The organism is Piscinibacter gummiphilus (assembly GCF_032681285.1).
GTDB lineage: Bacteria > Pseudomonadota > Gammaproteobacteria > Burkholderiales > Burkholderiaceae_C > Rhizobacter > Rhizobacter gummiphilus_A.
Map to the genome: position 1 here is coordinate 107,164 of NZ_CP136338.1, position 16,868 is coordinate 124,031.

Below are 16,868 nucleotides of genomic sequence, written 5' to 3' on the forward strand. Positions count from 1 at the left end.
GACGCCACGAATCGCAGATTTGAAAGTGAACAGGAAAGTCAATGAAATCAACGATCTACCAACACCACCTCCGCGCCAGTGCTAGCTTTTCGTACCGTCACTTATTGCACTGAAAACGAGGAGACCCCGACTATTCCGAGGCTGTTAAGCAGGAGGCTCTTGATGCAGCCGCTGGGCGGGATGGCTGGCCGCAGGAGTTCGAGCGATGGTTCTTGCAGATCGCGGCCGAACACTCTTCCATGTATGACCAAGAGGACGCCCTTGTGGCGTTTCCTGCGGACACTCCCAAACACTGGGGAGATTGGGGCATGCTTGTGGACACCCCCCTGCGCTTCTATGGCGAAGAGTTTCGCCTTCCGGTCGCCATCCTCAACGCAATGTATTCGGCGAAGCTGGGTAAGCCAATCGGCCTCAATCGCAAGCACTTTATCGAAGTCGCGCACTACGTTGCGGCTTCGCACCCTCGATACCTTTTGTGGTTCCGTAGGGCGTTGCAGGTGTATGGCCGCGCAGGCCTGCTAAAGGAACAAGATCGAAGTGGCAACTGGGCAAAACGGGTACGGTCGTACTTGTTTGAGATGAAAGAGGACCCGGAGAAGTTCGCGTCAGATCAGTCGCATCAACTTCTGGTTGAGTTTCTATTCCCCGAACTTGTGCCGCTGCCTGTGTGGCCGTAAATGATTGCCGCCTAAGTACCTAACAAGACGTCCGAGTCCAGGTTTCAAGGGCAAGAAAGGATCCGATGGAACAACTGAGCTTCGCAGAGTTATTGATACAGGCACCTTATGCCGACAAGATCAACGCCATCGCGTCCGACGAATACGCTCAAGCTGCGTCTTATGCCTACAACCGCCTGCTCACCTATAAGGCGGCCGCCGCAAAGCAACTTGAGCGTATGCAAGAAGCAAAGGCCGTTTCTGCGCGATACATCGTGGCGAACGAGCCAAGGGCCGCTGATGGCTGGCTGGCAATGAAGAATTTCGTTGAGGGATATCGCGACGCCGCAGCCTCACTCATCTACGAGACTCATTTCTACTTTATTGCGTGGCACAACTGCTCGGAGATGCTTGAGACACTCACCAAAGACCCCGCATTCCGGGAGGCTCGAAAGGCATACACGAAGAATGCCAAGATGTGGCATCACTACAAAGCTGCGAGACACAGTTTCGAGCACTTCGCAGATCGCCTTCCTGGCGGCAGCGAGCACGAAAGGAAGATGGTGGAAGTCACGCCACCTGGGGGATCGCCTCTGAAGATCTTTTTCGGGTTCGTGGGGGACAACTATGAGCATTCAGATCAAGTCTGGGATATCGGCCAAGCCAGCCTAGACAACCTCTATGGCGCAATCGATGCTGTGCTCAGTGCCCTGTACCCGATCGTCGACAAGCTCGTGGCCGAGAAGTTTCCACGCGGCGCCAAAGAGCTTTAGGCTGAAACGCAACGGTCACCAACTCCGCGCTCTGCGCCTGCACGCGCAAGACAGTTGCGGAGCGTGCCAGAGCGGCAATACGAAGGCTAGTCGTTTACGCAAAGCCTCACCATCCGCACTCCTCAAATCGACCAACGACTTAGCGCTAGGCGCAATCTATAGGAGACGTTCATGATCCTCGAGGCTCGTGCAGTTGCTCAACCCCGCATAGGGGCAGAGGAGGCTGAGTTCTCTGAGTATCTCCGTGGCGTCGCGCTGGGGAGCTACGCTCGAAACCACTCTCTTATTCGACTTGGTCGCGATGCGTCGTTCTGGCATCCAGAAAACGAGCCTACGCTGCATAGGTTCGCGGTGTTTGTGCACGAATATTTGCACTTTATCCACAACTATTCGACCGTTGTAGGGCTCTATGACTTCTTCGTGCAGCTGCGCTTAGTGCGCCTCTATTGCAGCACGGTCGACAGTGAAGGCAAGTCACACGGAGAACGGGTTCTGTCGTCGGGGGAACAGGAGGAGTCGCGAAGCGTGCTGGCATGGCGGCGGCACCTCCGCGGTAGTGCCGGAGGCAACGCGTTGAACGCGCTTCGCCGAGCGAAGGCACATCCACCGCTTATGCGAATAGAGAGTAGCGACTTTCAGCTAGTGATCGGGCCCCAGAAGATTGATGCTCATCACGTCAGTGCCATCTTTGATGCAAGCGAACTTGGAGTCGGACTCGCGAGCATCGAGATCCAGCTTGGCGGCGACGTTTTAATGGAAGGTTGCGCGATTGAGGCCGAGTGTCTTCTGTACGAGAAGTTCGGAGCATCGGCAGGTGAGGTAAGAAAGCAGCTACCTGCCTACCCATACCTAACTGCTAGAGCGGTATTCGAGGGCATTGCCGGCTTCAGTCCTACCAGCGGATTTCTCTGCCGTGTGTGTGTTCTTGCGCTTCAAAGCACAGATCCTGGTGCTGCATTCGTGCAGCTCGCTGAAGCCTGCAAGATAGCCGACTTGAGTGTCCGTGAGTCCGACCTCATCCGCATCTTCTTGGCAAACAGCAAGGACTTCTTCCGCTCGGCCGTCCAACTCATTCTCGAGGAGAGCTTACAGCGAGAAGTTGCACCCTTTGCAACGCGCGGCCTTGCCGGACGGGGCCTTCAACGGATGGCCGGTTGGGCAAACGACTTGTTCAACAGGAGACTGGAGGACGAGTTCTTTGAATTGGGCCCTGTCGAAACCATGCCGGACTTAGTACCCATGGTTGCGATGCTCCGTTCGCTGCCTACTTGCCCCGTCGTTCAGGAGATTGATACCAGCACGGACTCGCAGGAGCTGTTGTACTTTTCAGAGATTGAGGTTCCGGTCGAGCTGACCCGAGAAATCGGAGCAGCACAAGCACTATTCCATCTAACGGATGCCCATACCTTCAACGGAGTGTTCTCAGAGACGCCTCCGGCTGTCAGCCGTGCCTGCCCGTTTTTCAAAGCTTGTCGAGCACCTCTCGCCACAGCGAGCCCCGAAATCTGTGGACGCCGCCCATGGGAGTCCTTCAGTCCTGCGGCAACCGAGGGCTGCTTCTACAGCGCAGGCGTGATTTGCTCTCGTGGCCGCTCTGACCTCTAGCGACATCGACCGTATGAGGACCGGCCTCTTGCAAAACCGGTCTACCGACCACTAAACCGCGTGGTCCTCTCGGCTCCATCTGGAAGTCGACCGCTATTCGTTTCGGCATTCCGGGAGTACTTGCATCTGGGATGGTTTGAGCAACCAAAGAAACGTCCATAGCGTCCTGTCTTTGGAATGACAAAGCCGATACCGCACGTTGGGCACAAGTCAGAGTCACTCTCCATTCCATCGACGTCTTGCACTCTGATGCGGTGGTCTCGAATCAACTCGGTTATGAAAGCCGACTCTTTGCGCGCGATCGTCACCAGCGTCACCGTTTGCCGAGCGCGGGTCAACGCAACGTAGAAGAGACGCCTCTCTTCGGCAAACACATACGAATCACCACCGGGCATGGCCAGCTGCAGCACAGGGTCGTCAACCACTTGGCTGGGGAAGCCGAGGGTCTCCGAGCTCATTCGAGGCACGATCACATGATCCCTCTCTAGGCCTTTCGATGAGTGCACCGTGTGGAACTTCACCTCCACCCTGTCAGCATCAAAGCGCGATGGAAGATTGGCCGCATCGCGCCCATAGCGCCCGAGCACCAACACAGAGGCTTTCGTGCCGTCGGACTGCTCGCATGCGATCTTGTCGACCACCGCCTCGATCGCCGAGCGCATTTCAGATTCATCACGGGCGCGGACGATGCGCACCGGGTCAACCACGTTCGGCTTTGGCGACTTCACGTTCTTGCGTAGTTGCCGAGGATTCTTCTGAACGAAGTGGCTGCTGATGTCGCAAAGCGCCTGCGGGCATCGGAAGGTCGTCGCCAAAGTCATCGTGACGGCCTTGCCAAACATGGACTCGAACCCCGTCATCACCGAGAGATCCGCACCCGCAAACCGGTTGATGCTCTGCCAATCGTCTCCAACCGCGAAGAGATGCGTGTACGGCTTGCTAGTCAAAGCAGAGAGGATGCGAGCCCGGGCATGACTGACATCCTGAAACTCGTCGACCATCACCAGCTTGTACGGGCTGTCCCATCGACCTTGTTCGATGAACTCCGATGCAAGATTCAGCATGTCCTCGAAGTCAATCGCCTTGTGCGCACGCAGCCGCTCCTCCCAGCGTGCCCAAAGCTTCTCAAAGATGCTGAGGAAAAGCGCGTGGCGGTACTTGAAGTGCCCGGCCGTGCCTGCATTGAGGCGCTGGTGAAGCTCTCTGATCGACAGTCTGTTGCTCTTCGCATGGGTCAGGAATGACCGAATCGTCCCAACAAGTCGAGGGCTCTCTACGGGCTGCCGCCCGGGTATCGGCCGATCTGGGTTGGCGTCAAGGGTGACGCCCAGCCGCCTGAGTTCGTGCTCCAGGTAGATGAAGGCCCGGCCGGACCAAAGATCAGCCATCGTCGTTTCGAGAAGGCGGGTGCCATGCAGCGCATGCAGCTGCTTCTTCCAGGTCATGCCCTCCTTGTAGCCGACGAACTCCGACGGAGGTTCACCATTGGCATCGAGCGCCCAATGCTCGAGATAGGCATCGGCATCTGGCAGGTAGAAATCTGGCTGATACTGACGATGCGATGCATCTGCGGTGTCCACCCTGTAGGGCGCCTCGTACAAGTAGCGGACGCCGTTGTAGAACAGCCAGTTCGCAATCACGAGTTCACCGCGACTGCGAACGACCTCGTTGTTCAAGGTTCGAAACCCATCTCTGCTCGCCTGCTTGTCCCAAGCATCTGGGTTCGAGGCCTCGCTTCCAAAGCGGGGCAGGTCTTGGCCGAAGATGAGACGGAACAAATCCCATTGCGTCCGGAAAACAGGGTCAACGCTTTTAAGTTCATCCACCATTTCCAAGAGTGCTTCCTGCTCTTGGCCGGTCTGCACCCATGTAGCAACAGACGGACGTCTTCCGGTGGAGTTGCCGATGACTTCCAGACCGAAGGCATGAAACGTCTTTGCTGCGACGCGCTCTGCCGGCAAGCCCAAAGGCTTCAAACGCGCTTTGATTCGCTCCCGCATCTCCACCGCAGCATCGTTGTTGAATGCCAGGAGCAGCATCTCATCGGGAGAAAAGTAGTTCCGTTTTAGTGCGTAGCCCGCCTTGGCCACCATCGTCGATGTCTTGCCTGAACCGGCCGACGCGACCAGCAACACTCGACTATCAAAGCAGATCACGGCTTCGGCCTGCTCCTGCGTCAAGGGCGACTTCTCAACAGAGTCGAAGAAGGCTCTCGACTCGACGAGCTCTTGCCTCATCTGACGTTGGTTGATCGCATCGGCCACTGTAGAGAATGGCTTCTGCCAAAAGGCAACACTCTCCTGGGCACCACTCGACTCTGCCTTGAGAAACCCGGCTACCTCAGGCTCTATGAGGAGATGTGTAAGCGCAGAAGGCTGCCCTGCTGAGACGCGGCTCTTGAACTCTTCACTGAGCCAGCCACGCTGCCGCAGTTGCTCAAGGCATGCTGCCTTGGTGTCAGCAGCCCATCGAACGACCTCGTTGAGCGCGGGCGCAAACTGGCTCGCCAGCTCGGCTGTCCGAATTCGGCGCCGTATCGCAGCGACGACCAGTCCGACCGCTTGCCTGAGCTTACGGGCCTGCGCATTTGGAAGGCCGTCAAGAAGGTGTTGAGTAAGCGTCCGCCGAACCCGTCTTGAATTGCGGTGAGCCGGCGATAACGATCCTGTCCAGTTAACGAATAGCTGGACACGATGGGAACGGAGAACAGTCGCAAGCGCCGACGCTACGGGCAGGAATTGAAGGCGCAGATCCTGGCCGAGTGCGATCAGCCAGGTGCGTCAGTGGCCAAGGTGGCGATGGCGCATGGGATCAACGCCAACATCGTGCACGGTTGGCGCAAGCTGGCACGCGAGGCTGGGGCGATCTCGGTGACCGGGTCGTTCGTTCCCGTAGCCGTGCCACCGGTGGCGCCCCGGCCAACGGAAGAACGCGCCATCGAGGTCGAGTTGCGCCGCGGCGGCATCACGGTCAAGCTGCGCTGGCCGATGAGCGCGGCGATGGACCTGTCGGCCTGGATGCGCGAGCTGCTCCAGTGATCCGCATCGATGCGATGTGGCTGGCGATCGAACCGCTGGACATGCGAGCCGGCACCGAGGCCGCATTGGCCCGTGTGATCTCGGTGTTCGGTGCCGCGCGCCCCCATCACGCCTACCTCTTCGCCAACCGCCGTGCCAACCGCATGAAGGTGCTCGTGCACGATGGCATCGGCGTGTGGCTGGCAGCCAGACGGCTCAACAGCGGCAAGTTCGCCTGGCCCCGGGATATCACCGGCACGCTGACGCTGAACCAGGCCCAGTTCGATGCGCTCGTGCTGGGCCTGCCCTGGCAACGCATCGGCGAGGCCGGTGTGATCACGCTGCTGTAGCGCGTCCATTGCGGCATCTGCCGATGTGCTGGCGAATGTGGACCCAGGCACGATCACGCTCCGTGATCGCCGACGACCTCGACACGCTGGATCCTGAGCAACTGCGCGAGCGGCTGCGCGCCTCGCGCGCCGAGGTGGCATTCAAGCAGGCGGTCATCGACAAGCTCACGCACGAGAACGCGATCCTCAAGCGCTTGAAGTTCGCGGCGCAGAGCGAGCGCTACAGCGCCGAACAGAAGAGCCTGCTCGAAGAGACGCTGGACAGCGATCTGGCGGCGGTGGCGGCCGAGATCGAGGCGCTGAACCCCTCGACCAAGCCCGCAGGCAACAAGCAGGTGCCCAGGCGCGAAAAGCTGCCGGCGAACCTGCCGCGCCGCGAGATTCACCACGAGCCCGAGAGCACCACCTGCGGCTGCGGCAAGCCGATGCAGCGCATCGGCGAGGACGTGGCCGAGAAGCTGGACTACCAGCCCGGCGTGTTCTCGGTGGAGCGCCACATCCGCGGCAAGTGGGCGTGCAAGTGTTGCGAGAAGCTGATCCAGGCGCCGGTGGCGCCACACGTCATCGACAAGGGGTTGCCAACGGCTGGCCTGCTCGCCCAGGTGTTGGTGGCCAAGTACCTGGATCACCTGCCGCTGTACCGCCAGGAGGCGATCTTCGAGCGCGCCGGGCACGTGATCGCCCGCTCGACACTGGCGCAATGGGTGGGCGAGTGCGGCGTGCAGTTGCAGCCGCTGGTGGACGCCTTGGCCGCTGAGCTGCTGCGCCAGCCGGTGCTGCATGCTGACGAGACGCCGGTGGCCATGCTCAAGCCTGGCCATGGCAAGACGCACCGGGCGTACCTGTGGAGCTACTGCTCCACGCAGTTCAATCCGCTGAAGGCGGTCGTCTTCGACTTCGCTGAAAGCCGCGGCGGCCAACATGCAAGAGCCTTCCTCGGCCTGCCGGGCGAACAAGGCTGGCGCGGCCAACTCGTGTGCGACGACTTCAGCGGCTACAAGGCTTGCTTCGATCTGGGCGTGACCGAGGTCGGCTGCATGGCGCACGCACGGCGCAAGTTCCACGAGCTGTGGGCCAACCATGGCAGCCAGGTGGGCGAGCAGGCGCTGAAGTTCTTCGGCCAGCTGTACGAGGTGGAGCGCGAGGCAGCGACCGGCGACAGCAAGGCCAGGCTCGAAGCGCGACGACGGTCACGACCGGTGGCCGACGCGCTACACCAGTGGCTGCGGCAGCAGCGACAGAAGATCCCCGATGGATCGGCTACCGCGCGTGCGATCGACTACAGCCTGAACCGCTGGGAGGCGCTGACGCGCTTCCTCGATGACGGTGATCTGCCGATCGACAACAACTGGGTGGAAAACCGCATCCGGCCGATTGCACTGGGGCGGCAGAACTGGCTGTTCGCTGGGTCACTGCGCGCGGGTAAGCGTGCCGCCGCCGCTATGAGTCTGATCCACTCGGCCAAGCTCAACAAGATCGACCCGTACGCCTACATCCGAGACGTGCTCGATCGGCTACCCGCGCAGCCGGCCAGCCGGATCGGCGAACTCTTGCCGCATCACTGGCGACCGACTGCTTCGGCCTGATCACCGCGCCTGTCGTCAAGACGGGTTCGCCGGACGCTTACGGTGTTGATGACGATTGGCTTCGGTGAAAGTAACCGTTGCCCACAAAACTCCTAAGCGGACCGTCAGCGTTTCCGGAGCGATCTCCAATCGATTGCCGTGAGACTCGCTCGCTTCGAAGGTCAACACCTCCCCTTCCAGATAGAGCGACCAAGGCTCGCTGGAAGTGAAGATCATTCCCAACTTCGACGGAGCCCAGTGCTGACGCAAACGCCTCTCCTATCGGCATCACCGATTCTGCGTCAGCCGATCGCTCCAAGCCGATCAACCGCGATCGTTTGGAAAGTCAGTACTCTGAGAGTTTTACGAACTTCACCCCGGAGAGGTTGCCGCCGCGGAACACCTTGAGCAGGCTCTCATGAGCGACTACATGATCAGGCATGCACTCGCCCATCTTGAAGAGCAGCCGATCTTTCAGCGGAATCTCGTTCAAGACCTTGTCGTTAAGTTCGAACTTGAGAACTTCATGCAAACGCTCGCCTCCCAATTCGACTGGTTCGCCCAGGAACTGAGACGCCTGCCGATCCCAACAATCGAGCTTTGATGTGAAGGTGACATACCAATAATCCTCATGCCACTTTTCGTCGCCATCGATGTAGATGGCCGGGTACAGGCTCACATTCTTGAGATCAAACTCAAGCAATTTTTCCCTGATCGAAGCCTTGACGACGATGTCAGCACCTTCGAAGAGAATGTTCGCGACGACGTCTTTGACTCCTTCCTTTTTGTTGCGCTCCCGATTTCCGTTCGTGAAGACGAGTGGGGCGCCAAGTGGAAGTACCTCAGTCTGATAGTCGCGCATCGAAGTGGTGTCATCGGCGCGGAGAAACGGCACGCTCTCGTTCATCCAATCTGCTTGGATGATGAAGTACTGCTCAGTGAAGTGACTCATTTGCCAACCTCCAGAAGGTAGGGCGCGACCTTCTTGTATTTGATGTTTTCCACATTTTGGCCATCGCGCTGGCGCTGGAGGTGATCTCGACCCACGGCACAGTGTTGCTTCGCATGCATGGCGCTGTCAGCAGGGATGTTGTCGACACCACCGCAACCCACGCCATGGCCTGGTTGGAAGAATGCGTACAGCTTTGTAAGAGGCATTTGAGATGGAGCATTCTGAATGAGCAGAAGGACGGTCCCACTGACCTTGTTGAGTTCTCCGCAAATCTCTGCTGACAGCTTGTGCAACTCCGCCTTTTCAAGCTCGCCGACGCAATGCTTCTTCATAAGAGGAGCGATGGCCTTCAAGCGCACAGCGACCGAATTGTGATATGGCAGAAACACTGCCGAATCGTTCTCCGTCGCGTCCTGTTCATCTGGCTTTCCGATGGCCGTGTGATTCCCTCGATGTAACTGAACCCCAAGGTGGCATGCACCTTGAAGAGTACAGGGCAGGAATACCAGGTTCTCCAGGCAGTTGATGTTGTAGTTGAAGTACTCGATGTTCTTGCGCACCTGCGTTGGCAACAGATCGTTGACGGCGTAGGACGAAATCAAATGATGCGCCTGCATGCCGACGTTGTGATGTCGCGGGTGGCTTCGAATCGTTCGGATGCGGGCAGTAATGGCTCCGAGGTAGTCGGAGTTCTTCTTGAGCGACGACCCGTGGCCAAACTCGCTTTCCTTGTCTGCTGGCTTCTTTGCTGGCTCAGTAGGCTTCTTTTTAGCCGCCACTGACGTGGGCTTCCTCTTCCCCATGTTGCCTCTTGTTGGTTGCTTAGTCCGCTTTACCGATAGACGAGCACGCTATTGCCTTGACTGCGGGGGCTACCATGAGCCGTGCTGCCGCAGCATTTGCATCGTTTGTCCCGCTTTGTGTTTTCTTTCTTTGCGTGAAGCGTCTGCTTGGTGCGACCGTTGACCACCAGCCCTTTGGGGCGCGCGAAGTTAAGCTTCCGCCCCAGATCCATCATCTCCCGCTTGCTCTCGACAAACTCGTTCATCGCGCGTTTGAACGACTTGATGGCCGCGTCCGCCTTCTTGAGCTTGCGAGCCGTGCCAGCGGCTCGAGCGCCTGATGTCGCAAAGCGCGCCAGCAGCGTTGCGACGCGTGCGGCGACGAAGGCACCTTCAGTCAGGATGCCTAGGACAATGGTCAGCACCAGCTCCAAGACAACATATGTCGCCCCTTTTCCGACGGCGTACACATAGAAGTTAGGAGGGATCGCTTCCAACGTCAGCGAAACGTAGGACAGGTACGTCAAAAGGCTATCGTGATCCTGGACCAGCGCGATGGCGTACGGAAGCTCTGGATTGGCCAGAATGTTGGCAGACATCTCCGGGTCGATATCTTTAAGCGGACCACGGATGAACGCCATGATCGCCGCGCCGTCTCCGTGTGCAATGAGCTCGGGGATCGCGGCAATCTGTTGTCGATGTTTGTAGATCTTCTTGGCTTTTTCGGTACCGGCGACCACGTCGTCGGCAAGTTGCTCGGCGCGCCGCAGGTGCACCTCAAGTTCACGCCGCCTCTCTTCGACAGTCTTCTCTATCGAACGGCTGACGGTGCTCTTCCACCATGCCCAGTTCAGAATCGTGCCGTCGGGGTTCTCAGTGTAACCGTCCGGCCAACTCACCTTGAACAGCCCGTGGCCGGCAGCCAGGATGGTGCCCACCAAACAAGTTAGGTGGACACCATGTCAGACGCCAAGCCGGCCCGCCGCCGGCGTCACGATGCAAAGCTGAAGCGGCAAGTCATTGCCGCATGCGCGGCCCCAGGCGCGTCGGTGGCCCAGGTCGCGGTGAGCTACGGCCTCAACGCCAATCTCGTTCACAAGTGGCGCCGCCTGGCTGCCGACGACGGCGAGATTCGCAACTCACCCGCCTTCGTCCCCGTGTCGGTGGTCTCTGAGGTCCCGCCATCTGATCCGCCGCAGCCCATCGAATTGGAGCTGCAACGCGGCGCGGTCCACGTGCGCGTGCGCTGGCCGTTGAATGGCGCTACGGCCTGCGCCGCCTGGCTGCGCGAGATGCTGCGTTGATCCGGGTCGACGCGCTGTGGCTGGCAGTCGAGCCACTGGACATGCGAGCCGGCACCGAGGCCGCACTGCGGCGTGTGGTCGCTGTCTTCGGTGCTGCCCGGCCCCACCACGCCTACCTCTTCGCCAACCGCCGCGCCAACCGGATGAAGGTGCTTGTGCATGACGGCATCGGCGTGTGGCTGGCGGCTCGTCGCTTGAACACCGGCCGCTTCGTGTGGCCACGCGACGTGACCGGCACGTTGAACCTGAACCGCGCCCAGTTCGACGCCCTGGTGCTGGGCCTGCCCTGGCAGCACGTCGGCGAGGCCGGCGTCATCACGCTGCTGTAGCTCCGCGTCCATTGCGGCATCTGCCGATGGGCAGCTCGGTCTGCGCCGGGCAGCATCACGTCTCGTGATTGCCGATGACCTCGACACGCTCGATGCCCAGCAACTGCGCGACGCCCTGCGGGCCTCACGCGCCGAAGCCGCGTTCAAGCAGGCCGTCATCGACAAGCTCACGCACGAGAACGCCATCCTCAAGCGGTTGAAGTTCGCCGCCCAGAGCGAGCGCTTCAGCGCCGAGCAGAAGAGCTTGCTGGACGAGACGCTGGACAGCGACCTGGCGGCAGTGGCTGCCGAGATTGAAGGGCTGCAGCCCAGCCGGGCTGCCGGCGAGCGACAACAGCCCCGGCGCGAGAAGCTGCCGGCGCACCTGCCCCGCCGCGATGTGCGCCACGAGCCCGAGAACACCACCTGCGGTTGCGGCCAGGCCATGCAGCGCATCGGCGAGGACGTGGCCGAGAAGCTGGACTACCAGCCCGGCGTCTTCACCGTCGAACGCCACATCCGCGGCAAATGGGTGTGCAAGTGCTGCGAGCGGATCGTGCAGGCGCCGGTCGCGCCACACATCATCGACAAGGGCCTGCCGACGACCGGCCTGCTGGCCCAGGTGCTGGTCGCCAAGTACCTGGACCACCTGCCGCTGTACCGGCAGGAGGCCATCTTCGAGCGCGCCGGCCACGCCATCTCGCGCTCCACGCTGGCGCAGTGGGTTGGCGAGTGCGGCGTGCAATTGCAGCCGCTCGTTGACGCGCTGACCGCCGAGCTGCTGCGCCAGCCGGTGCTGCATGCCGACGAGACGCCGGTGGCGATGCTCAAGCCCGCCGGTCAGCGCGACGGCAAGACTCATCGGGCCTACCTGTGGAGCTACTGCAGCACGCAGTTCAGCCCGCTGCAGGCCGTCGTCTTCGACTTCGCCGACAGCCGCGGCGGCCAGCACGCTCGTGACTTTCTTGGCTTGCCGGGAACGCCGGGCAAGCCAGCTTGGCAGGGCAAGCTCGTGTGCGACGACTTCGCCGGCTACAAGGCCTGCTTCGAGCTGGGCGTGACCGAGGCAGGCTGCATGGCGCACGCGCGGCGCAAGTTCCACGAGCTCTGGGCCAACCATGGCAGCCAGGTCGGCGAGCAGGCGCTGAAGTTCTTCGGCCAGCTCTACGAAGTGGAGCGGACCGTGGCCAACACCGATAGCCGAGCCAGGCTTGAAGCCCGCCGAGCAGCCCGGCCGTTGGCCGATGCACTGAACCAGTGGCTGCGGCAGCAGCGCCAGCGAGTGCCGGATGGCTCAGCCACCGCTCGGGCCATCGACTACAGCCTCAAGCGTTGGGTGGCGCTGACGCGCTACCTCGATGACGGGGACCTGCCCATCGACAACAACTGGGTGGAGAACCGCATCCGTCCCATCGCACTGGGACGGCAGAACTGGCTGTTCGCCGGCAGCTTGCGCGCGGGTAAGCGGGCTGCGGCGGTGATGAGCCTGATCCACTCGGCCAAGCTCAACGGGCTTGACCCGTATGCCTACCTGCGTGACGTGTTCGAGCGGCTGCCAACACAGCCGGCCAGCCAGATCGCGCAACTGCTTCCCCACCGCTGGGCGGGCGGTGCGGCGACACTGGTCGCATGAGCACCAAGTTCCAGCGCAGCCAGCCGCGGCACGTCTACCAACTGCGCATTGAACTGCAGCACATCCAGCCACTGATCTGGCGGCGCATCCTGGTGCCCGACACCACCAAGCTCGCCAAACTGGACCGCATCGTCCAGGCCGCGATGGGCTGGACCAACAGCCATCTGCACGACTGGCATATCGAGCAGCAGCGCTATGGCATTCCTGATGAGCAATGGGGCGGCAGCGCAGACTTGCAGGATGACCGCAAGTTCACCGTGGGCGCCGTGCTGAGAGAACACGTCCAGGTCTTCAACTACAGCTACGACTTCGGTGACGGCTGGGACCATCGCATCACGGTCGAACAGCGGTTGCCCGTGCAGCCAGGGCAAAACGATTGGCCGATGTGCGTGGCCGGCGAGAACGCTTGCCCGCCGGAAGACGTCGGCGGCCCGCCGGGCTACATGGACTTCCTGGAGGCCATGCACAACCCGGCACATGAACAGCATGCCGACTACTGGCGCTGGTGGGGCGGCCCCTTCGATGCCAAAGCCTTCAGCATGAACACCGCCAATATGGCGATCCGCAAGCTGCGCTGATCTTCATCGCGTCAAGGCGGGTTGGCCGGACGAATACTTCTCAGTGAGCACCGAGTAGTTGTCAACGAACTCCTTGGCGCGATTGGCACCGTAGGTGTAGAGCCGGTCATAGGCGCTGCTGGCCCAGCCTTGCATTTGGTCGCCAAGAGCAATCCACGTTTCCGCTTTGAAGAGATCGCCTTGGTCACCAGCCCACTCCTTTAGCCCGGCCAGGCGTCCCTCTTCCCAAGCGTTGTAGAGAGCGAGCATGGGTCCGGCAGACCATTGCGCCTGAAACTCCTCCATCTCATCGACGACATGGAGGTATGCCGCATCCAGGCGGCGCACGATCGCCTCCCGGCTTTCGAATATGTCCTTCTCTAGGATGGAGGTTTCGCTCGTGAACTGGACCGCCCCATCCTGAGGCACCAGCACTCTGCGGGATTCGGAGGTGAAGTGATCCGCCATCAGGATGCCTCTCTAGCTGCTTGGACCCCAACCGCCCTGGCGATGGTCTTACCGTCTGACTTCAAGCGCATTTCTTCGAGAGGCCACACGACATCCCAGCCTTCGTAGTACGAGTCCAACTCGACCCATGAGATGTCGGCCTTGGGTAGAACGGGCATCGTGTATTCATCCTTTGCGCCGCCAATGAAGCTCTTGCTGGCAGCCTTGACCGTGATCTGCCCAGGGCACTGCACCGTGATGCCGTCGGCGCTGAGAACAATCTGTGCGCCACCCGCGGTGGTCAACGTGATCTTCTTCGCTGCCGCCCAGTCGATATGCGCGTTGGCGCTCTGCACATTGACGAGGTTCTTTGCAGCAACTTCCGCTTGATCGGCTTGTGCCTGCATCTGCACCGGACCCTTGCCTGCAATCATCGTGAGACCAGTGCCCTTGGCGCCTTGGCCAACCTGCACGGCGCCTGCGAGGATGCCGATGCTCTGCCCTGTGTGCAGCCGCGCTTGCTGACCACTCGCCACCTGCAGGTCCTGGCCAGCCTGCCAGCTGATCGTCTCTCCACTGGCGACTTGGATGTCCTGTCCAGCCACCGTCGCAAGTCCTGCTTTCGCAGTGATCGCCACGATCGGATCCGTGCTGTGCGGCAGCTTGCCGTCGGTGGCTTGCGTGCTCTTCGTGTTGGCATCGTTGGTTGCGGCACTGAGCGATACATTGCTGACCATCCCACTCGCTGCTTGGTGCAACGCTTTCATGGGTGCCAGCTTGTCGCTGAGACTGCTCTGATTAGCTTTCAGCGAACCGATAGCACTTGCCAGAGCTGTCGTCTGGTGCGTCTTCGCCGCTTTGCTGAAACTATCCGCCAAAGTCGCGGCTTGCTTGAGCAAAGCCATGCCAGCCGCGTTATCGCCCGCAGGGTCACTTTCGCGCGCGCCGAAGCTAGTAATCAGGAGGCCCTGCGAGGCGCGCACAGCACCGTAAGCGTCGGTACGCAGCTCGAAGCCAAGACCTCGGTAATGGCCTCGGTGGTTGTCGGCTTGATGGATGAGGTGGCCGAGGTTCAGCTGTGTAGCGTGTTGCGTGGTGGCGAGCTGTACGCGCAGCTCGCCGGGCGTGTCGTCAAACACGAGTTGGTTAAAGCCTTCGCCGCCGAACTCCTTGCTCTTGATGCCACTGAGCGCGGCAGCGTTGTTATGTGCTGCGGCGTCCTTCGCTGCCATGCCAGGGGCGCCGCCGTGCCAGGCGGGGCTGTTGCCTCCTGATCCACTCTGCACAAGGTTGCCTTGTGCGCTCGGACCGTGGTTGTGGCTGGTCTTGTAGGCGCTAGGGTCGACTTCAGCCGCTGCGCCCCCTGGCGTGGGTGGCAGGCCGGCCTCGCCGCGGCCGTTATAGAGGCAGCCGAGCACGACGGGGCGCTCAATGTCGCCCTCGATGAAGTCAATCAGCACTTCCTGTCCAATGCGCGGGATGTGCTGCAGGCCCATGCCTGCACCAGCCCAGCGCTGCGCTACCCGGACCCAGCATGTGCTCCGGTTGTCGGGACGCGCGTCGGCACCTGGTGCAGATTGCCAATGGAACTGCACACGTATCCGCCCGAGTGCATCGGTATAGAGTTCGTCCGCTCCGTTGGGGCGGGTGTTGCCTTCCGGGCCGACCACGATTGCCGTTTGAGCACCAAGTGCCGTGGGTGCTCCGGTCGGCAACGGGCGCCAGAGGATGAGGCGCCGTAAGGCCTCAAAGCGGTTGGCATAGCCGAGTTGCGCCGCCTGTTGACTCAGCTCAGGGTCATGCTCCAGGCTCTCCGCCAAGTCATCTGCCGGCGTGCCATCCAGTTCCGCAAATGGGTCGGCGGCGGGGGCTCGCATGAGCCGGTCGCTCAGCTCCTTGGGCAGGTTGTTGACGCCGAGGGCATGCACGGTATGAACACTGAATTGCCGATCCGATTCGCCTTGCAGTTCGGACAAGGCATCGAGCGTGCTCTGAGTGAGTGCGAAGTATTCGCCGGCGCGCAACGAGCGCACGGTGCTGCGTGCCAGCCAGATCTTTTGACGCGCCTCATGTGCTTGCTGTCGGCAGGTGGCGCGATGCTCCAACTCAGCCGTCGTACAGGCGCTAGCGCCGTGCGCGATGTTGGCGGTGGCACCGGCGGGCTCATACTGCTGTAGCCACGGAGCGACGTCGCGAAGTGACGCGCTGGTGAACTCATACGCTGACGGCACTTCTGCGGAAACGGCACGTTTGGCTTGATAGTCCCATTGCAGGATCGCAGTCGCTGCGGGGCTCAACTGACGCCAGCCACCGAAGCTCTGAATCGCATCCTGCTGCTCGGCGGCCGACGCACGATGGAAGCGGATGCCTGCACCGCCCAGTGACGAACTCGACGTGATGTTCTCCGGCCAGCGTGCGCTATCGGCGAAGAAGACGATGCGGTGCCCACTCGGTGCATCCGCAGTCTCCTCGACGCGCCAGCCCAGACCTTCTTCAGCGAGAAGACGTTGCAAGAAGGCGAGATCACTCTCGCGGTACTGCACACAGTAGGGCCGGACGCCGCCGTTCGGGCCGCGCGAGAGAAAGTCACTGAGGTCTTCGCTGCTTCCGTCGGCATCTTTTTCTCCCCAGCGCCAGGCGGCATGAGCACGATACGCATCAGCGCCCAAGACGTCGTCAAGAATCTGGATGATCGTCTTGTCTTGCCACACTCGGCTCGAGCGACCGTGACCCAGCAAGGCGATCCACGGTTGCACCGTGAGTTGGTGTCGAACTAGGCCGCCATCGGCGCCACCATCTCGGGCTTCGAACACCAGACTGCGTATTCCACGCGATGGCGGACACGATTCCAGGCTGATGGCGGACAGCATTCCAAACTGATGGCGGACACCTGCGGGGTGTTCTGAGTGACCCGAACGC

The 16,868-nt window shown here is 60.9% G+C and carries 17 protein-coding genes; 10 read left to right on the forward strand and 7 right to left on the reverse strand.

Features of this window, described 5'->3' with window-relative positions:
• The first annotated feature begins 239 nt into the window (after positions 1–239).
• The 3 genes from RXV79_RS28005 to RXV79_RS28015 all read left to right on the forward strand — a co-directional run bounded on the left by RXV79_RS28005 (position 240) and on the right by RXV79_RS28015 (position 3,034).
• Positions 240–677 (forward strand): DUF7829 domain-containing protein, encoded by a 438-nt coding sequence (locus tag RXV79_RS28005; protein ID WP_316704588.1) that lies wholly within the window; start codon positions 240–242, stop codon positions 675–677.
• 65 nt (positions 678–742) lie between these two features.
• A complete protein-coding gene (locus RXV79_RS28010; RefSeq protein WP_316704590.1) occupies positions 743–1,429 on the forward strand; it encodes a hypothetical protein in 687 nt (228 codons plus the stop codon).
• A gap of 171 nt (positions 1,430–1,600) precedes the next feature.
• Positions 1,601–3,034, forward strand: coding sequence for a hypothetical protein (locus tag RXV79_RS28015; RefSeq protein WP_316704592.1), 1,434 nt, complete (start codon positions 1,601–1,603; stop codon positions 3,032–3,034).
• 41 nt (positions 3,035–3,075) lie between these two features.
• Here the strand turns inward: RXV79_RS28015 and RXV79_RS28020 are convergent, their stop codons facing one another.
• Positions 3,076–5,298, reverse strand: coding sequence for a UvrD-helicase domain-containing protein (locus RXV79_RS28020; RefSeq protein WP_316704594.1), 2,223 nt, complete (start codon positions 5,296–5,298; stop codon positions 3,076–3,078).
• A 429-nt stretch (positions 5,299–5,727) separates the two neighbouring features.
• Here RXV79_RS28020 and tnpA (RXV79_RS28025) point away from each other — a divergent pair, with 429 nt between their 5' ends.
• The 3 genes from tnpA (RXV79_RS28025) (at position 5,728) to tnpC (RXV79_RS28035) (ending at position 7,987) form a co-directional block, all read left to right on the forward strand.
• Entirely contained in the window at positions 5,728–6,072 is a 345-nt protein-coding gene (tnpA, locus tag RXV79_RS28025) for an IS66-like element accessory protein TnpA (RefSeq protein ID WP_316704596.1), read from the forward strand.
• Positions 6,069–6,401: an IS66 family insertion sequence element accessory protein TnpB gene (gene tnpB / locus RXV79_RS28030; protein WP_316704599.1), complete on the forward strand. Its 333-nt coding sequence runs from the start codon at positions 6,069–6,071 to the stop codon at positions 6,399–6,401. The genes tnpA (RXV79_RS28025) and tnpB (RXV79_RS28030) overlap by 4 nt, the downstream gene beginning before the upstream one ends.
• 62 nt (positions 6,402–6,463) lie before the next feature.
• Positions 6,464–7,987, forward strand: coding sequence for an IS66 family transposase (tnpC, locus tag RXV79_RS28035; RefSeq protein ID WP_413816721.1), 1,524 nt, complete (start codon positions 6,464–6,466; stop codon positions 7,985–7,987).
• Positions 7,988–8,002: 15 nt separating this feature from the next.
• On the opposite strand, the gene RXV79_RS28040 is transcribed toward tnpC (RXV79_RS28035), so the two are convergent.
• From RXV79_RS28040 to RXV79_RS28055, 4 genes are all read right to left on the reverse strand, one after another.
• Positions 8,003–8,203, reverse strand: a complete 201-nt coding sequence (locus tag RXV79_RS28040) for a hypothetical protein (protein WP_316704601.1) — start codon at positions 8,201–8,203, stop codon at positions 8,003–8,005.
• A gap of 109 nt (positions 8,204–8,312) precedes the next feature.
• Positions 8,313–8,918, reverse strand: a complete 606-nt coding sequence (locus RXV79_RS28045) for a hypothetical protein (RefSeq protein ID WP_316704603.1) — start codon at positions 8,916–8,918, stop codon at positions 8,313–8,315.
• Complete coding sequence (locus RXV79_RS28050; RefSeq protein WP_316704605.1) at positions 8,915–9,721, reverse strand: AHH domain-containing protein; 807 nt, start codon at positions 9,719–9,721, stop codon at positions 8,915–8,917. The genes RXV79_RS28045 and RXV79_RS28050 overlap by 4 nt, the downstream gene beginning before the upstream one ends.
• Before the next feature lie 29 nt (positions 9,722–9,750).
• Positions 9,751–10,638 (reverse strand): hypothetical protein, encoded by an 888-nt coding sequence (locus RXV79_RS28055; protein WP_316704606.1) that lies wholly within the window; start codon positions 10,636–10,638, stop codon positions 9,751–9,753.
• 21 nt (positions 10,639–10,659) lie between these two features.
• On the opposite strand from RXV79_RS28055, the gene tnpA (RXV79_RS28060) reads away from it, so the two are divergent.
• The 4 genes from tnpA (RXV79_RS28060) to RXV79_RS28075 all read left to right on the forward strand — a co-directional run bounded on the left by tnpA (RXV79_RS28060) (position 10,660) and on the right by RXV79_RS28075 (position 13,523).
• Positions 10,660–11,004 carry an IS66-like element accessory protein TnpA gene (tnpA, locus tag RXV79_RS28060; RefSeq protein ID WP_316704607.1) on the forward strand — a complete coding sequence of 115 codons (345 nt, stop codon included), beginning with the start codon at positions 10,660–10,662 and terminating at the stop codon, positions 11,002–11,004.
• Complete coding sequence (gene tnpB / locus RXV79_RS28065; RefSeq protein ID WP_316704609.1) at positions 11,001–11,333, forward strand: IS66 family insertion sequence element accessory protein TnpB; 333 nt, start codon at positions 11,001–11,003, stop codon at positions 11,331–11,333. Before tnpA (RXV79_RS28060) ends, tnpB (RXV79_RS28065) begins: the two co-directional genes overlap by 4 nt.
• Before the next feature lie 64 nt (positions 11,334–11,397).
• A complete protein-coding gene (tnpC, locus tag RXV79_RS28070) occupies positions 11,398–12,945 on the forward strand; it encodes an IS66 family transposase (protein ID WP_413816722.1) in 1,548 nt (515 codons plus the stop codon).
• Positions 12,942–13,523, forward strand: coding sequence for a plasmid pRiA4b ORF-3 family protein (locus RXV79_RS28075; RefSeq protein WP_316704610.1), 582 nt, complete (start codon positions 12,942–12,944; stop codon positions 13,521–13,523). Before tnpC (RXV79_RS28070) ends, RXV79_RS28075 begins: the two co-directional genes overlap by 4 nt.
• 3 nt (positions 13,524–13,526) lie before the next feature.
• On the opposite strand, the gene RXV79_RS28080 is transcribed toward RXV79_RS28075, so the two are convergent.
• Entirely contained in the window at positions 13,527–13,970 is a 444-nt protein-coding gene (locus RXV79_RS28080) for a hypothetical protein (RefSeq protein ID WP_316704613.1), read from the reverse strand.
• Positions 13,970–16,819, reverse strand: coding sequence for a type VI secretion system Vgr family protein (locus RXV79_RS28085; RefSeq protein ID WP_316704615.1), 2,850 nt, complete (start codon positions 16,817–16,819; stop codon positions 13,970–13,972). Before RXV79_RS28085 ends, RXV79_RS28080 begins: the two co-directional genes overlap by 1 nt.
• Positions 16,820–16,868: the final 49 nt, after the last annotated feature.

Bases quoted from the DNA above. Each gene is read 5' to 3' on its own strand.
- RXV79_RS28005 (WP_316704588.1), top strand. From the start codon at position 240: ATGTATGACCAAGAGGACGCCCTTGTGGCGTTTCCTGCGGACACTCCC.
- RXV79_RS28010 (WP_316704590.1), top strand. From the start codon at position 743: ATGGAACAACTGAGCTTCGCAGAGTTATTGATACAGGCACCTTATGCC.
- RXV79_RS28015 (WP_316704592.1), top strand. From the start codon at position 1,601: ATGATCCTCGAGGCTCGTGCAGTTGCTCAACCCCGCATAGGGGCAGAG.
- tnpA (WP_316704596.1), top strand. From the start codon at position 5,728: ATGGGAACGGAGAACAGTCGCAAGCGCCGACGCTACGGGCAGGAATTG.
- RXV79_RS28040 (WP_316704601.1), bottom strand. From the start codon at position 8,203: ATGATCTTCACTTCCAGCGAGCCTTGGTCGCTCTATCTGGAAGGGGAG.
- RXV79_RS28045 (WP_316704603.1), bottom strand. From the start codon at position 8,918: ATGAGTCACTTCACTGAGCAGTACTTCATCATCCAAGCAGATTGGATG.
- RXV79_RS28050 (WP_316704605.1), bottom strand. From the start codon at position 9,721: ATGGGGAAGAGGAAGCCCACGTCAGTGGCGGCTAAAAAGAAGCCTACT.
- tnpA (WP_316704607.1), top strand. From the start codon at position 10,660: ATGTCAGACGCCAAGCCGGCCCGCCGCCGGCGTCACGATGCAAAGCTG.
- RXV79_RS28075 (WP_316704610.1), top strand. From the start codon at position 12,942: ATGAGCACCAAGTTCCAGCGCAGCCAGCCGCGGCACGTCTACCAACTG.
- RXV79_RS28080 (WP_316704613.1), bottom strand. From the start codon at position 13,970: ATGGCGGATCACTTCACCTCCGAATCCCGCAGAGTGCTGGTGCCTCAG.
- RXV79_RS28085 (WP_316704615.1), bottom strand. From the start codon at position 16,819: ATGCTGTCCGCCATCAGCCTGGAATCGTGTCCGCCATCGCGTGGAATA.